The organism is Frankia torreyi (assembly GCF_000948395.1).
Taxonomy (GTDB): domain Bacteria; phylum Actinomycetota; class Actinomycetes; order Frankiales; family Frankiaceae; genus Frankia; species Frankia torreyi.
The window spans coordinates 142,731-157,513 of sequence record NZ_JYFN01000003.1 but is presented as its reverse complement, the minus strand read 5'-3'; the positions used below and the strand labels follow the sequence as shown (position 1 = coordinate 157,513).

The 14,783-nt window shown below is 71.9% G+C and carries 12 protein-coding genes; 6 read left to right on the top strand and 6 right to left on the bottom strand.

What is annotated here, in order from left to right:
• The first annotated feature begins 305 nt into the window (after nt 1-305).
• Together FF36_RS03155 and sthA are read left to right on the top strand one after the other, a co-directional pair.
• Nucleotides 306-1,697 (top strand): class II fumarate hydratase, encoded by a 1,392-nt coding sequence (locus tag FF36_RS03155; RefSeq protein ID WP_044883429.1) that lies wholly within the window; start codon nt 306-308, stop codon nt 1,695-1,697.
• Nucleotides 1,698-2,275: 578 nt separating this feature from the next.
• Entirely contained in the window at nt 2,276-3,685 is a 1,410-nt protein-coding gene (sthA, locus tag FF36_RS03150; RefSeq protein ID WP_041941053.1) for a Si-specific NAD(P)(+) transhydrogenase, read from the top strand.
• 219 nt (nt 3,686-3,904) lie between these two features.
• On the opposite strand, the gene FF36_RS03145 is transcribed toward sthA, so the two are convergent.
• Nucleotides 3,905-4,930, bottom strand: a complete 1,026-nt coding sequence (locus FF36_RS03145; protein WP_236705475.1) for a serine hydrolase — start codon at nt 4,928-4,930, stop codon at nt 3,905-3,907.
• A 310-nt stretch (nt 4,931-5,240) separates the two neighbouring features.
• Here FF36_RS03145 and FF36_RS03140 point away from each other — a divergent pair, with 310 nt between their 5' ends.
• A complete protein-coding gene (locus FF36_RS03140; protein ID WP_044883427.1) occupies nt 5,241-6,272 on the top strand; it encodes a PfkB family carbohydrate kinase in 1,032 nt (343 codons plus the stop codon).
• A gap of 4 nt (nt 6,273-6,276) precedes the next feature.
• On the opposite strand, the gene FF36_RS03135 is transcribed toward FF36_RS03140, so the two are convergent.
• Together FF36_RS03135 and FF36_RS03130 are read right to left on the bottom strand one after the other, a co-directional pair.
• Nucleotides 6,277-6,993: a nucleoside/nucleotide kinase family protein gene (locus tag FF36_RS03135; RefSeq protein ID WP_044883426.1), complete on the bottom strand. Its 717-nt coding sequence runs from the start codon at nt 6,991-6,993 to the stop codon at nt 6,277-6,279.
• 40 nt (nt 6,994-7,033) lie between these two features.
• Nucleotides 7,034-7,639 (bottom strand): TetR/AcrR family transcriptional regulator, encoded by a 606-nt coding sequence (locus FF36_RS03130; protein WP_041939841.1) that lies wholly within the window; start codon nt 7,637-7,639, stop codon nt 7,034-7,036.
• Between the two features lie 428 nt (nt 7,640-8,067).
• Between FF36_RS03130 and FF36_RS03120 the strand changes: the two genes are divergently transcribed.
• Nucleotides 8,068-8,907: an MBL fold metallo-hydrolase gene (locus FF36_RS03120; protein ID WP_242422256.1), complete on the top strand. Its 840-nt coding sequence runs from the start codon at nt 8,068-8,070 to the stop codon at nt 8,905-8,907.
• A 158-nt stretch (nt 8,908-9,065) separates the two neighbouring features.
• On the top strand, nt 9,066-10,622 hold the full coding sequence (locus FF36_RS03115) for a serine/threonine-protein kinase (protein ID WP_044883511.1): 1,557 nt from the start codon (nt 9,066-9,068) through the stop codon (nt 10,620-10,622).
• Nucleotides 10,623-10,650: 28 nt separating this feature from the next.
• Here the strand turns inward: FF36_RS03115 and FF36_RS03110 are convergent, their stop codons facing one another.
• Nucleotides 10,651-11,208 carry an NUDIX hydrolase gene (locus tag FF36_RS03110; protein WP_236705473.1) on the bottom strand — a complete coding sequence of 186 codons (558 nt, stop codon included), beginning with the start codon at nt 11,206-11,208 and terminating at the stop codon, nt 10,651-10,653.
• An 803-nt stretch (nt 11,209-12,011) separates the two neighbouring features.
• On the opposite strand from FF36_RS03110, the gene FF36_RS03105 reads away from it, so the two are divergent.
• The gene (locus FF36_RS03105; RefSeq protein WP_044883509.1) at nt 12,012-12,608 is read left to right on the top strand and encodes a hypothetical protein; all 597 of its coding nucleotides are present in this window, start codon (nt 12,012-12,014) and stop codon (nt 12,606-12,608) included.
• A 25-nt stretch (nt 12,609-12,633) separates the two neighbouring features.
• On the opposite strand, the gene FF36_RS03100 is transcribed toward FF36_RS03105, so the two are convergent.
• Together FF36_RS03100 and ppk2 are read right to left on the bottom strand one after the other, a co-directional pair.
• A complete protein-coding gene (locus tag FF36_RS03100) occupies nt 12,634-13,290 on the bottom strand; it encodes an adenylate kinase family protein (RefSeq protein WP_044883423.1) in 657 nt (218 codons plus the stop codon).
• A 380-nt stretch (nt 13,291-13,670) separates the two neighbouring features.
• Nucleotides 13,671-14,621, bottom strand: a complete 951-nt coding sequence (gene ppk2, locus FF36_RS03095) for a polyphosphate kinase 2 (RefSeq protein ID WP_236705472.1) — start codon at nt 14,619-14,621, stop codon at nt 13,671-13,673.
• Nucleotides 14,622-14,783: the final 162 nt, after the last annotated feature.

Here is a 14,783-nt window from a genome sequence, read left to right as displayed (position 1 = left end):
TGAGCGCACCAGACTCGCCCGATCACGCCGACACCCACATCCAGGGAAGCTCGCCGAAGGCGATCTGACCGAAACCCGCACGGCGCCCAATACCAGGGGTCCCCGCAAAGCGCCGGAGGCGCTTTGCGGGGGACGGTGTGAGAGCTCCCATGCGCCCGTGCGGCGCGGGCACCAGTCGCCCGACATGTCCTAGGGTCGGGCGATGGGGCCGCTGTCCAGACGGCCTCTCGCCGGGTGGTGGGCACCGGCGTGTGGTGCTGGTCAGATGCAGGTCAACGGCGACGGAACATCGGGAGAACGGGCGCATGAGCGAGCAGGAATACCGCATCGAGCACGACAGCATGGGCGACGTCCGGGTGCCGGCCTCGGCCCGGTGGCGAGCCCAGACGCAGCGGGCGGTGGAGAACTTTCCCGTCTCCGGCCAGCGGATCTCCCGCGCGCACATCCAGGCGCTCGCGCGGATCAAGGCGGCGGCGGCGACGGTGAACGCCAAGCTCGGGGTGCTCGACGCCGACATCGCCGAGGCGATCGCGGACGCGGCGGCCGAGGTCGCGCGCGGCGACTGGGACGACCAGTTCCCGCTGGACGTGTTCCAGACCGGCAGCGGCACCTCGTCGAACATGAACACCAACGAGGTGCTGGCGTCGCTGGCGTCCGAGCGGCTCGGCCGGGCGGTGCATCCGAACGACCACGTGAACGCGTCGCAGTCGTCGAACGACGTCTTCCCGTCGTCGATCCACGTGGCCGCGACCCAGGGGATCGTGCAGGAGCTGATCCCGGCGCTGGAGCACCTCGCCGCCTCGCTCGGCCGTAAGGAGACCGAGTTCGCGGACGTGGTGAAGTCCGGGCGGACGCACCTGATGGACGCGACGCCGGTGACGCTCGGTCAGGAGTTCGGCGGCTACGCCGCGGCGGTCCGCCTCGGCGTCGAGCGGCTGACCGTGGCCCTGCCGCGGGTGGGCGAGCTGCCGCTGGGCGGCACGGCCGTCGGCACCGGCATCAACACCCCGCCCGGCTTCTCCGCTGCGGTGATCGAGGAACTGGCGGCCAGCACGAGTCTGCCGCTGACCGAGGCGCGCAACCATTTCGAGGCACAGGCGTCGCGGGACGGCCTGGTCGAGGCGTCCGGGGTGCTGCGGGTCATCGCCATCTCGCTGTACAAGATCGCCAATGACCTGCGCTGGGCCTCGTCGGGGCCGCGGGCCGGCCTCGGGGAGATCCACCTGCCGGACCTGCAGCCCGGCTCGTCGATCATGCCCGGCAAGGTGAACCCGGTCATCCCGGAGGCGGTCTGCCAGGTCGTCGCGCAGGTCGTCGGGAACGACGCGGCGGTCGCCTTCGGCGGCTCGGCCGGGAACTTCGAGCTCAACGTGATGCTGCCGGTGATCGCGCGCAACCTGCTGGAGTCGATCCACATCCTGTCCACGATCAGCCGGCTGCTCGCGGACCGCTGCGTCGACGGGATCGTCGCCAACGTCGAGCGCTGCCGCCGCTACGCCGAGTCCTCACCGTCCATCGTGACGCCGCTGAACAAGTACATCGGCTACGAGGAGGCGGCCAAGGTCGCGAAGCTGTCCCTCGCCGAGGAGAAGACGATCCGCGAGGTGGTGATCGAGCGCGGCTACATCGAGGCCGGCAAGCTCACCGAGGACCAGCTCGACGCCGCCCTCGACGTGCTCTCGATGACCCACCCGTAGGCGGTCCATCCGCCGATGATCCGCTCGTCGGTGGCTCACCCGGCGACGAGCGGCCGGACGGGCCGGCTCCGGAGGATCGCTCCGGAGCCGGCGTCCGGCGCCGTTCCCCTCGCCCGTCACCGCTCCCAGCGCACCTTCCCGCCAACGGGTGGGCGTCCGTCCCGACAACGGCGACGCGGCGGCGGCGCGGCGGGGGNCGTGGNAGACCCCCCAGACAGCCTCCACGACCCCCGCCCCAGGTCTAACGAGACGGCGGCGCGTTCGTTACGGGTGAAGGCGACACGAATTTCGAGCGGTCCCGCGAAGATCATTCGACGCCGTCGCGCGGTCGATCCGCCCCAGCGGCGTACGGCCGGCGGACCGGCTTGGCTCGGGTGTGCCACCCACCGCCGGCACGTCTCGGTCATCACAGAAGGTTTACGGGAGAACACTTTCCGTGATATCGCGTGGCTGAAACCCCCGGGGGAAAGCGCGGAGAAGAAATAAACGTAACAAGCCCGTGCAACTTGCCGATCCGCCCGCTCCGGCCAGATAGCCTCTGCTTCACCGGGAGCCGGAAAGAATGCGGGGAGGTGACGGTGTTCGACTATGACGTCCTCGTCATCGGGTCCGGACCCGGCGGGCAGAAGGCTGCGATCGCGGCAGCCAAGCTCGGCCGGCGGGTCGCGATCGTGGACAAGCGGGAGATGATCGGCGGTGTCAGCATCAACACTGGCACGATCCCGTCCAAGACGCTTCGGGAGGCCGTTCTCTATCTGACCGGCATGTCGCAGCGCGAGCTGTACGGGTCGAGCTACCGGGTCAAGGACGACATCACCGTGGGTGATCTGTCCGCCCGGACCAGGCATGTGATCAGCCGCGAAATCGATGTCATCCGCAACCAGCTCAGCCGCAACCACGTCACGCTGCTGACGGGCCTGGCGAGCTTCATCGACCCGCACACGGTGAGCGTGCGGGCGGCCGGGGACATCGAGGACCGGCGGGTCCAGGCCGAACGAATCATCATCGCCACCGGCACCCGGCCCGCGCGGCCGGACACGGTCGACTTCGACGGCCGGACGGTGGTCGACAGCGACCAGATCCTGGCCCTCGAACGGCTGCCGCGGTCGATGGTCGTCGTCGGCGCCGGAGTGATCGGCATCGAGTACGCCTCGATGTTCGCCGCGCTCGGCACCAAGGTGACGGTCGTCGAGCGGCGGGACCGCATGCTGGACTTCTGCGACGTCGAGATCGTCGAGGCCCTGAAGTACCAGTTGCGGGACCTGGCGGTGACGTTCCGCTTCCGCGAGTCGGTGGTGTCGGTCGAGCGGCACAACGGCGGGACGCTCACCCTGCTGGAGAGCGGCAAGAAGCTGCCCGCGGACACGGTGATGTACTCGGCGGGACGGCAGGGGCTCACCGACATCCTCAACCTGCCGGCGGCGGGGCTGTCCGCGGACAACCGCGGCCGGATCAAGGTCGGCTCCGACTTCCGCACCGAGGTCGAGCACATCTACGCCGTCGGCGACGTCATCGGTTTCCCGGCGCTCGCCGCGACCTCGATGGAGCAGGGCCGGTTGGCGGCGTATGCCGCGTGCGGCGAGAACGTCAACGCGATGCGGGCGGAGCTCATGCCGATCGGGATCTACACGATCCCGGAGATCTCCTACGTCGGGCGGACCGAGGACGAGCTCACCGAGCTCGCGATCCCGTTCGAGGTGGGCATCGCCCGGTACCGGGAGCTGGCCCGCGGCGCGATCCTGGGCGACTCGTACGGGATGCTGAAACTGCTGGTCAGCCCCGAGGACCGGAGCCTGCTCGGGGTGCACGTGTTCGGCACCGGCGCCACCGAACTGATCCACATCGGGCAGACGGTGATGGGGTGCAACGGCACTATCGACTACCTTGTCGACAGCGTCTTCAACTACCCGACGCTGGCCGAGTCCTACAAGGTCGCGGCGCTCGACGCGATGAACAAGATGCGAGCCGTCGCCCGCTTCAGCGGCTGATCCCTCCGCTACGGCGACCCCAGCATCAGCAGTATCAGCAGCACCCACGCACCCCCGTCGCGGGCCGAGGTACAGCTCCCGGTCCAAAGCACGCGACGGGGGACGACGGCCGCGCCGGACTCGAGTCCGGCGCCCCGAGCCCGCCGCCCCGAGCCCGCCGCCCCGAGCCCGACGGCCCGAGCACGACGCCCCGAGCCCGACGGCCCCGAGGCCGCCGCCCTACCCGGCGGACGTCGAGCTTCTCGCCGCCTTCCAGGCCAGCGTGGACAGACCCTGCACCGTGGTGATGCCCGACTGCATGCTCGGCCCGTTCTTCGTGTAGACGGCCATGATGTAGTCGCGTCCGGCGCCATGGACATGCGCCAGGCTGGTGATCACCCAGCCGCTGGTGCGGGGCAGCCAGCCGTTCTTCAGCTCCACCGCGACCCCCGCCGCAACGCCGCCGGTCAGGCCCCACCGCTGCGCCGGGATCACGGTCCGCAGCAGGCTGCTCACCGTGGCGCGCCCGGCGGCCGACAAGGTGCCCGGGTAGGCGATCGCGCGCAGCACCGCGAGCTGGTCGGCCCCGGTGGTCCGGGTCAGTCCCCACTTCCCGCCCGGGCCCGCCGTCGTCGCGTGCATGCCGAGCCGGGCGAAGAAGGCGTTCATCGCAGGGGCGCCGCCGACATCGGCCCACAGGGCGCTCGCCGCCGCGTTGTCGCTGACCGAGATCATCCGCCGGGCGAGCGCCTGCTCGCGGGCCGTGAGCCGCCCCGATGCGCCCGCCCGCTGCACGAGCGCCGTGAGGATGTCGAGCTTGACCGAACTCGCCGTCTCGTAGCCGGCGACCGCCGGGTCGGTGTAGACGGCCGTGGTGCCGGCAACCGCGTCGTACATGGCGACGCTGACGTGCCCCGGCCGGCCCGCGAGGTAGCCGCGGAACCGCGCCGCCAGGCCGCTCGACGCGGCACCGCGCACCGCCGCGATCGGTTCGACCGTGGCGAGACCGCCGGCCTGCCTGGTCGCGAGCGCGCCGTCCGTCGCCGGCGCGGCCGCACCGCCCGTCCCCACGGCCTCCACGCGACGTCGCACCAGCGCCGGGCTGATGATCCCGAGGCCCCCCGCCCGCGCGGCCGACGCCGGTGCGGACACCGCGGCGGGTGCACCGACAGCCAGCGGACCGCCGAGCCCCGCCGACCCGGGCGCCTCGCCCGCCGGCCAGTACATCACGCCACCGGCCACACCGGTGACAGTCAGCAACACCACACTCGCGCCCCATCGGCGCGCCACTCGTTCAAGCACGCCGCCTGTCTAACCAAGGCGGACCAATTTAAGAAGAGTACGGAAGAAAACGACATCAATCTTTTACCGCTACGACAAACAGAACCCGCAGGGCGACAATGATGTTTCACACTTGATGAACGCTAAGGCGTTATAGCACCATATTAGATCCCAGCTCGGCAGGGTGACATCTTTGCGCCGAAACGCAGTTACCCGAATACTCGGACGGAGGCACCGATTCCTGCCCGGCGCAGACCAGACCAGACCGGTTTCCGGGCCGATGACGGGAGAGCGCGTGGCGAGGCAGGAAGACGGGGGCGGGGCGCGGCCGGTCGGGGAGGTGGCCGGACGGCCGGCGGGGCTGTTCGTCGGCCTCACCACCCTCGACACGATCTACCTGGTCCGACACCCACCCGGGCCCGACGAGAAGATCGTCGCCGACGATCTGGTGGTCGCCGCGGGCGGCCCGGCGACGGGCGCGGCCGTGGCCTTCGCCCATCTCGGGGGTCGGGCCACGCTCGTCAGCGCGGTCGGCTCCGGGCCGCTGGCCGCCGCGGCGCGGGCGGATCTCGCCGCGCTCGGAATCCGGCATCACGACCTGCGGCCGGGAGAGCAGGTCCTGCCGGTTTCGGCGATCATGGTCAACGCGGCCGGGGAGCGGGCGGTGGTGTCGGCGCACGGCGCGCTGCCGGGCGCCGCACCGGGCGCCGCGGACGCCACGCGGGCCCTGCTCACCGGGGCGGACGTCGTCCTCGTCGACGGCCATCAGCCCGACGTCGCCGTCGGCGTCCTGGCGGCCCGCCGGGCGCGGCCGACGACAGCGACGGCCGCGCCCGCATCGGTGGCCCGCACGGCCTCGACGAGCCCGGCCGGGACGGCGAGCCCGGCCGGGTGGCCGCCCGTGGTGCTGGACGGCGGTTCCTGGAAGCCGGGGACCGAGCGGCTGCTCCCCCACGTCGACGTGGCGCTGTGCGGGTCCGCCTTCCGGCCGCCGGGCGTCGGCGGCGACCCGGACGAGGTGCTGCGTTACCTGCTGGCGCACGGGCCTTCGTTCGCCGCGGTGACTCGCGGTCCCGGTCCGGTCCGGTGGGCGACCGCCCAGGCCGGCGGGGAGGTCCGGCCCCCGGCTGTCCACGCGGTGGACACGCTCGGCGCCGGCGACGTGTTTCACGGGGCGTTCGCCTGGTCGATCGCGGGTTCGCCCGAGCTCACCACCGACGCGCTGGTGGACGCGCTGGGGGCGGCGTCGCGGGTCGCGGCCCGGTCGGTGACGAGCTTCGGCACGCGCTCCTGGCTGACCCGAGGCGAGGCGCCGCGTTGCGGGTGAGTCCTCAGCGGTCAGCGGCCAGGCGGATCCGATCGGGCGGCGGTTCGTCCGGGGGGAGCCGGACCAGGTAATCGGCGCGCGGGGCCGTCGCATCCACCAGGTGCAGATTGTTAAGATCGTTCTGTTCGACCCATTGTCGCGCGGCCGGTCCGCAGCGCCCGCCGGAGGTGTGCCGGGCGATCAGACGGGTCCGGGCGACCTCCTCGTCGACCTGGAGAAACCAGGTCTCGTCGCAGCATGCGCGCACCTGCGCCCAGGCTCCGGTACCCAGCAGCAGATAGTTCCCCTCGCAGATCACCAGCCGCACGGTGGGCGGAATCCGGTGCGCTCCCGGGACCGGCGCGTCGTGGAGGCGGCTGAACGACGGCGCGTCCACCTCCTGCGGTCCGCCGGCGCGCAGTCGGGCCAGCAGGGACGCGTAACCGGCGGCGTCGAACGTCTCGGGGGCGCCCTTGCGGTCGGCGAGGCCGAGCCGGGCGAGCGTGCCGTTCGGCAGGTGGAAGCCGTCCATCGGCGCCTGCGCGACGAGCCTCGGGCTCGTGCCGTGGCGGGCGTCGAGCTGCGTGACGAGCCAGTCGGCGAGGGTGCTCTTCCCGGCGCCCGGCGGCCCGGCGATCCCGAGCAGGACGCGCCCGCCCGCCGCCAGGAGCGTCTGCGCCCTCGCCAGCACGGCCGCCCGACCGATCAGCGCGCCGGGCCGGGCCGGCGGACGGGGATCCACCCGGTGATGGTGTCACCGGCTCGCGGCGGGGGCGATGGGGTCAGGTCGGGCGCAGCAGGCGGCGCAGGAGTTCGTCGACGGCGGCACGGGCGTGGCGGATCGCGGCGCGCTGGTTGTCGGCCCGGGCGACGAGCAGGGCGATCTCGTTCATCGAGGCGAGCAGCACGTGCGCGAACAGGTCGGCCATCGAGGCGTCGAACACGCCGTCCCGGGCGAGTTCCGCGACCGTCTGCTTGATCTTGCCGAAGGCGTGCCGCTCGTCGAGTTCCCGCCAGCGTGCCCAGCCGAGGACCCCCGGCGCGTCGATGAGCAGGATGCGCTGGACGACGGGGTCGCCCGCGATGCCGATCCAGGCCATGCAGCCCAGGCGCAGCGCCGTGGCGGGGTCGCGCGAGCTGTCGGTGCCGACGGCGGCCACCAGCCGGCGGCCCACGTCCAGCTCGACCGCCTCCAGCACCGCGTCGAACAGCGCGTCCTTGCCCTTGAAGTGGTGGTAGAGCGAACCGCGGCTCACCCCGGTCTCGGTGAGGACGGCGTCGATCGAGGTGCCCTCGTAGCCCCGCTCGGCGAACAGCCGGGTGGCGACGCCGAGCAGGTGCTCCCGGGTCGCGGCACCCCGTTCGACGTTCCTGCTGGGTGGGTTCATGGGTACCTCGTGACTCGGAGCCGACACTCCATTGTCGGCGCGTACCCGGGCCAGCAACCCCCACAAAGCGCCATCAGCACGGTCGAAAACACAAAATGTAGCAAAGCTAAAGGATTCAGCCGGCGCCCCGCTCCGCTCGCAGACGGCCTCCCACGCAGGCCACGGCACCTGCCGGGCGTGCGCGTGCGGATCATCCGGACTGCCGCCCGAGCATTCCCGCAACGTCGTAACCAGACGTTTCTCCCTACGCCGCAGCAACTTTCCCATCACGGTCATTGCGCTGCTGTGCGTCCAGGCGCCCGGCTCGGACCCGAACGTGACACCGTTGGTGTTCCACCGCAGCCGGTTCCGCCAGCTCGTGGCCCACTGACCAGGCCGCGAATCCGAATCCACGAACCCCAGCCGCCGACCCGTCCCCGGGGGTGCCCGTGCCGCCGTTCCGTCTTCCCGACCTCAATCTCGACCTGCCGATCTGCCTGACCTGCGGGGTGCAGTACGGCGCCGTGCGGGTCGACTGCCCGGTCTGCGAGGACGAGCGGCAGTACGTCGGGTGGGAGGGGCAGCGGTGGACGTCGCTGGCCCGGCTGCGCGCCGGGGGCTACCGCGGCGTGCTGCGTCCGGAGGGCGAGCGGGTGACCGGCGTCGGCGTCGAACCGAAGATCTCCATCGGGCAGCGGGCGCTGCTCGTCCAGACGGACGCCGGCAACATCCTGTGGGACTGCGTGCCCTTCCTCGACGACGAGCTCGCCGGCCGGGTCGCCGCGCTCGGCGGCGTCACCGCCATCGCGGTCAGCCATCCGCACTTCTACGGGGCGATGGTCGACTGGAGCCGGGCGTTCGGGGGCGCTCCGATCTACGTCCACGCCGCGGATGCCGACTGGCTCGGCCGGCCGGACGGCGCCGTCGAGCTGTGGTCCGGCGACGCGCTGACGATCGGCACCGGGCTGACCCTGATCAACGGCGGGGTGCACTTCGCCGGCGGCACGGTCCTGCACTGGGCGCAGGGCGAGGGCGGGCGGGGGGCGCTGTTCTCCGGCGACATCCTGCAGGTGGTCCTCGACCGCCGGTGGGTGAGCTTCATGTACAGCTACCCGAACTACATTCCGGAACGGCCCAGCGTCGTCCGCCGCGCGCTGGCCCTGCTCGAACCGTTCGACTTCGACGCCGTCTACGGCGCGTTCTGGCAGACCGTGGTCCGCGCCGACGGCCGGGCCGCCGTGCGCCGCTCCGCCGACCGCTACCTCCGCTTCGCCACCGACACCCCGTAGCCGCCATCCTGTGCGCCGGCTTGTCCCCACGCCCGCCCAGCCGGCGGGACAAATCGGACGCCGAAGCCTCCGGACAGGCGAGGGGGGTGGGCCGGTTCGGCGCCGCCTGCGAGACTTCTGGCCCGACGGCTGGACCGGCGCGGCTCCCGGAGGTCTCGATGGCGCAGCACGACCCTCTCCGCGAGGACGACCCCCGCCAGATCGGGCCGTACACGCTGCTGGAACGCATCGGTGCCGGCGGCATGGGCGTCGTCTACCTGGCACGCGACTCCGTCGGTCGGCGGGTCGCGCTGAAGATCCCGGGCAGCCTCGGCCGCGACCACCCGATCCCCCAGGCCTACGAGCGCTTCGTCGCGGAGGTCGCGACCCACCGGACGCTGACGAGCGAACGGGTGGTCCGCTTCCTCGACGCCGACGTGACCGGCCGCCCGCCCTGGGTGGCGCTCGAATACGTCCAGGGCGCCAACCTGGGCCAGGTCGTGGCCCAGGCCGGCGTCTTCCGCGACCGCTTCCTGCTGGCCCTCGCCGCCGAGCTCGCCGAGGCGGTGGCCGACATCCACGCGCACGGCATCGTCCACCGCGATCTGCACCCCGCGAACGTCATCTGTCTGCCGAACGGCATCAAGGTCATCGACTTCGGCCTGGCTCGCGTCCAGGCCGACGACGAAAGCCTCACCACCCAGGGCCCGCCCATCGGCGTCCCGGCGTTCATGGCGCCGGAACGCTTCACGGGCGTCGTCACCCGGGCCTGCGACGTCTTCGCCTGGGGATGCTGCGTGGCCTACGCCGCCGCCGGGACGCCACCGTTCCCCACTGCGACGCCTCACGACGCCTACGCCGCCGTCGCGGACTCCCCACCAGTCCTGACGAACCTGCCCGGCGACCTCGCCGACCTGGTCGGCTGGGCGCTGGCGAAGAGGCCGGCGGACCGGCCGACCGCGTCCCGGCTGGCCGCCGAGCTCCAGGAGCTGGGCGTTCCGGTGACCCGGCCAGCCGTCCGGCCCTGGCCCGCACAGGCGCTCCCGCTGATCAGCCGGGCCGTCCCCGCCACGGCCACCCGCGCCGCGGACGACTGGATCAGTGGCCCGCGCGGCGGGATCGCCTACTCGGGGATCGGCGGCTTGGGGATCGAGGAGTCGAGGACCGGGGACTCGGACCTGGTCACGACGCCGAGCAGCCCGGGCCACTCGAACCACCTGAACCACCCGAACCACCTGAACCACGGCGAGCCGGCGCCGATCGGTCCCCGCGGCGCCGGCGGAATGCTGGGGGCGGTGATCGGTGCGGCGTTGTGCCTGCTCGGCCTCGCGCTCGCGGCGGGGGGTTACCCCGCGGGCGACGTCACCGGGCCGGGCGGCGCCGGCCTGGTGGCCGCCGCGGTGGGCGTACTGGCCTTCGTCCGGACCGGCGACCGGAGCGGCGACCGGAGCGGCGACCGGACCGGCGACCGGACCGGCCGGGTCACCCCGGTCGCCCCGGTGGGCGCGCAGGCCCCACGTCCACCGGGCGGCATAACCGCCTGGTTCGTCTCCGTGACCGTCATCGCCGGCGGCGTCGCCGGCGGCGTGCTCGGTCTATTCCTCGCCCGCGAGCTGTGGGCCGGCAGCCCGCGGGCGGCCGCGGCGTCGGAGCTCGCCCTGGCCTGCTGTTTCGCGGCGGCGTTCGCGCTGTACCTGCGAGGTCCGGCCGCCGCGCGGCCGGAGCCGACCCGGTAGGCGGGGCACCCGGCCCCGCCTGCCGGGATCAGGGCACCAGGCGGGATTGGCGGGACGCCTTCGTGAGCTTCTCGCCGAGCTGGCCGGCGACCTGCCCGGGCTCGACCCAGCGGACGCGGGTGCTGACGGAGTCGGGCACGGCGAGGCTGCGGTCCTCGACGTGGAACAGGTAGGTCATCTCGTAGTGGACGTGTTCGGGTTCCCCGCGCGTCGGCGCGGCCTCGACAATCCTCGCCTCGACGTCGAAGGGGATGATCCCGTCGGGGATGACCATGTTCGTCTCCACTCCGGCACGGCGGGCGGCGAGCCCGAGCGCCGCGCCGAGCAGGGACGAGTCGCCCGCGTCCACGTGGCCGCCCGGCAGGTGCCAGGTGGACGTGGCCGAGTCCGTGATCTCAAGAACCTGCCAGTCGGGGGAAACGATCGCGGCGCGGCAGGTGACGTGAGCCGGCGTCGTGCTACGGGCTGCGATGGCAGGCCCGTGCAGGGCAAGCACGACCAAGGACCGCATGAGGTCCATCTCGTCCGGGTTCGCCTCGATGTAGCCGAGGGCCACACCGATCACCGCGTTGTTGGTGACCGCCACGCTCAGAGAACGTACAGGTGTCGGGTGCTCAACACGGAACACCGGGGCGGGACACTCCGAAGTTCGTACTGCACACATACCCTCACTCACCGTGTCGATAAACCTGGCTATATCGGAAGAAATCGGAATGCCAGTTCGGCATGTTCCTGGACTTCCTCGTCCAGTCGCGCTGGCCCGCGAGACGATGCGCGCGACGCTCGGCCACGTTCGGCGCGACGCACCCCTCCCCGTGGGCAACTCACCAGACCGCCCCGGCATCGCGACGGAGTGTGACAGTTGGTCGAGCTTCGCGGCACGCCGGCCGCAACCCCTACGGCATCCCGCACGTCGATCCATCCTTCCCGAGATCGGGTGAAGCGGACAAACAGGGCAAGTNCCCGCCTGCCGGGTACCCCGCCCCTACCATCGCTAAACCTCCTTCGTGCCGCAAATCAGAAATTTTGCTCCATCTTCAGTCGAGGGTCGACCTCACCCCAGGTCAGCCCGGATACGGGCGGCCCGGGGCGGCGGAACACGCGGGCGCCGAACGCGGGGGCAACCGGCACCTGTAGGCAGCACGTTCGGGTGGCCCCGCAGCGGTTGCGGTACCCCCGGCACCGATGATCGTGACGGTCAGCCGACACCGCGGGCAGCCGGCGTCCGGCCGCGACTAGGGTCGGCGAGGACGCAACGGCAGAATGCCGACACCGGGCCGCCATCCGTCGGCACCAAGGCACATCGCCATCACGTACGCCCTCACCGGCTACCTGGAGCGATGCGACGGTTGGGCCCGGGAACCGCGGGACCAACGGGAGGACCCCACCGTGGCCGACAGTCAGGCTCTCGACGCGACGCGCCCAGGGGAGCGCCGTGCCCGTCGGGCCACGGTGCTCATGGCGGGGCTCGCCCTGACCGGGTTCGTCGGTCTGACGGCCGGTTGCGGCTCGGACGGCGTCGACCTGCCGGACCCAAGCGCCAGCGCGAGCCTGCCGACGGCGCTGCCCACGGCCCTGCCGAGCGGCCTGCCCACGGCCCTGCCGACCGCCCTGCCGACGGCCCTTCCCAGCTCGTTGTCGACGTCCATCCCCGGGGTGGGGAAGATCGATACGGTGACCGGACCGGCCGCGCTGCACGGCACCAACGTCCCCGCGGACTTCCCCCTGCCGCCCGGAGCGGGGGTGAAGGTCGGCACGACCACCGGGAAGACCTCGACGGTGACGCTGTCGGGGGTGCCCAGCGACCGGGTGGCGGCCTTCTACCGCACGGCGCTGCCGCCGGCCGGCTACCGGATCACCTCGGACGTCGGCCTTCCCGGCGTCGCCCGCGCGCTGGCCTTCACCGGGCACGGCGTCACCGGGAGCCTCGGCGCCGCGGGCCTCGGCCAGTCCAACGCGATCGCCATCGTGTTCACGAAGAACTGACGAGGCGGCCGGCGCCGCCGGGGCATCACACCGGCGCGGGGGCCAGGTCCGGCAGGTTGAAGTACCCGCGGATCTCCGTCTGAACGGCCCGCGGCTCCCGGCGGGCGTCGACGACGGCCACGAACTCCTTGCGCTGGAAGATCTCCATCACCGGCTGGGTCTTCTCGTGATAGTCACGCAGCCGCACGGCCAGTGCCTGGGGATTGTCGTCGGCCCGCCTGCGCAGCCGTGCTCCGCAGACGTCGCAGGTGTCCGGCATGACCGGCCGGCTCGCTATCAGGTTGTAGTCCAGGCCGCAGCGGGAGCACAGTCGGCGGGCCAGCACCCGCCGGTAGACCTCGTCGTCCGGGAGATCCAGATAGATGACCCCGTCGATGTCGTAGCTCTCCAGAAAGAACTCCGCCTGCCGCGCGTTGCGGGGAAATCCGTCGATGATGAAGCCGTAGTTCCAGTCGTGGTCGGCCAGCCGGGTGCGCACCACCGATTCGACGAGGTCGTCGCCGACCAGGTGGCCGGCGGCAACCGTCCGCTTCACCTGGGCGCCCAGCTTCGTGTGATTCTGTACGTTCCAGCGGAAGACGTCGCCGACGCTTATGTGGACGAGGTCGAAATCCCGTGCCAGCATCGTCGCCTGGGTTCCCTTGCCACTGCCCTGTACTCCCATGATGACGAACTTGCGCACGAAATCCCTCTCCCGCTCGAATCGCAGGTCGCACAGGTGGTCGGCCGCGGACCGTCGTCCGGTTCATTCCCTGCCGGGTACCGTATCCGCTGAACGAATGGGCCGACCCGGCAGCCACCCGCGTGAATGCGGCGTGGGCAACGACACAGATCCTGGTCAACGGCGTGACGGGCCGCGGGTGGGTGCCGAAGAACCGCGGGCAGCGGGAGGTTACGGCCACCGCCGGCAGGCCCGTCGACCCGGTGGCGCCACCCGACGGACGGCCGGCGCAGGTCCTCGACCGGCACCGAAAGGGCGGTTGTGCGAGGGCCGTCTCACCCTGATCAGGTGGCACCTGCGCGCCACCCGCGGCGGGCCGCCTGGCCCGCCGGACGGCCCGCTCAGCCCCGCGCGTAGCGGCGCGGCACCCAGGTCTGGCTGTCGATCGGGGGTCGCTTGTAGGCCTTCTCCTGCCGCGGGGGCAGCACGACGCGGTCATGCGGCACGTCGCCGTACGGCACGACCGACAGCAGATGGCTGATCAGGTTGAGCCGGGCCGTGCGCTTGTCTTCGGCGTCCACCACGTACCAGGGCGCCTCACGAATGTCGGTGTAGGCGAACATCTCGTCCTTGGCCGCCGCGAAATCCACCCAACGGGCCCGTGCCTGCAGGTCCATCGCCGACAGCTTCCACCGCTTGCCGGGATTGTCGATGCGTTCCTGGAAGCGACGCTCCTGCTCCTCGTCGCTGAGCGACAGCCAGTATTTCACCAGGACAATCCCGGAGCGGACCAGCGCCCGCTCGAGCTGCGGGCAGGTGCGCAGGAAGTCGTCGTACTCGTCGTCGGTGCAGAATCCCATCACCCGCTCGACCCCCGCCCGGTTGTACCAGCTCCGGTCGAACAGCACGATCTCGCCGGCGGCGGGCAGGTGCGCCAGGTAGCGCTGGAAGTACCACTGGGTGCGTTCCCGCTCGGTCGGCGTGCCCAGCGCGACGACCCGGCACTGGCGGGGGTTGAGCCGCTCGAGGATGCGTTTGACGGTGCCGCCCTTGCCCGCGGTGTCCCGCCCCTCGAAGACCACCACCAGCCGGAATCCGGTATGCCGGATCCATTCCTGCATCCGAACCAGCTCGGTCTGCAGGCGGTCGAGTTCCCTCTCATACTCCTTCCTGGAGACCCGGCACGGAGTGATTCCCACCGCGAGGGCCGCCGCGGTCGAGGGATCGGCCGCGGCGATCCCCGCGGGTCCGGCGGGTCCGGCGGCCTGCGGCGACCCACCGGTGCCGGCCGTGACCCCGCCGCCCTCGCCGGCCCCGTCCCCCGCCGGCCCGCCGTGTCGTCCCTGCGCCATGTCCCCACTCTCCCTGCCCTGAGCAACTCGCCCGACACGAGCAACTCGCCCGCCTCGGGATTGCCATCAGCCCATCATCGCCGCCACCGGACGCGTGGCCACCCGCTCGGCGCCGGCCGTACCGGTGCAGGACGACAATTCACTACAGAGCAGGATGTGTAC

Bases quoted from the DNA above. Each gene is read 5' to 3' on its own strand.
- FF36_RS03155 (WP_044883429.1), top strand. From the start codon at position 306: ATGAGCGAGCAGGAATACCGCATCGAGCACGACAGCATGGGCGACGTC.
- FF36_RS03130 (WP_041939841.1), bottom strand. From the start codon at position 7,639: ATGAACCCACCCAGCAGGAACGTCGAACGGGGTGCCGCGACCCGGGAG.
- FF36_RS03115 (WP_044883511.1), top strand. From the start codon at position 9,066: ATGGCGCAGCACGACCCTCTCCGCGAGGACGACCCCCGCCAGATCGGG.
- ppk2 (WP_236705472.1), bottom strand. From the start codon at position 14,621: ATGGCGCAGGGACGACACGGCGGGCCGGCGGGGGACGGGGCCGGCGAG.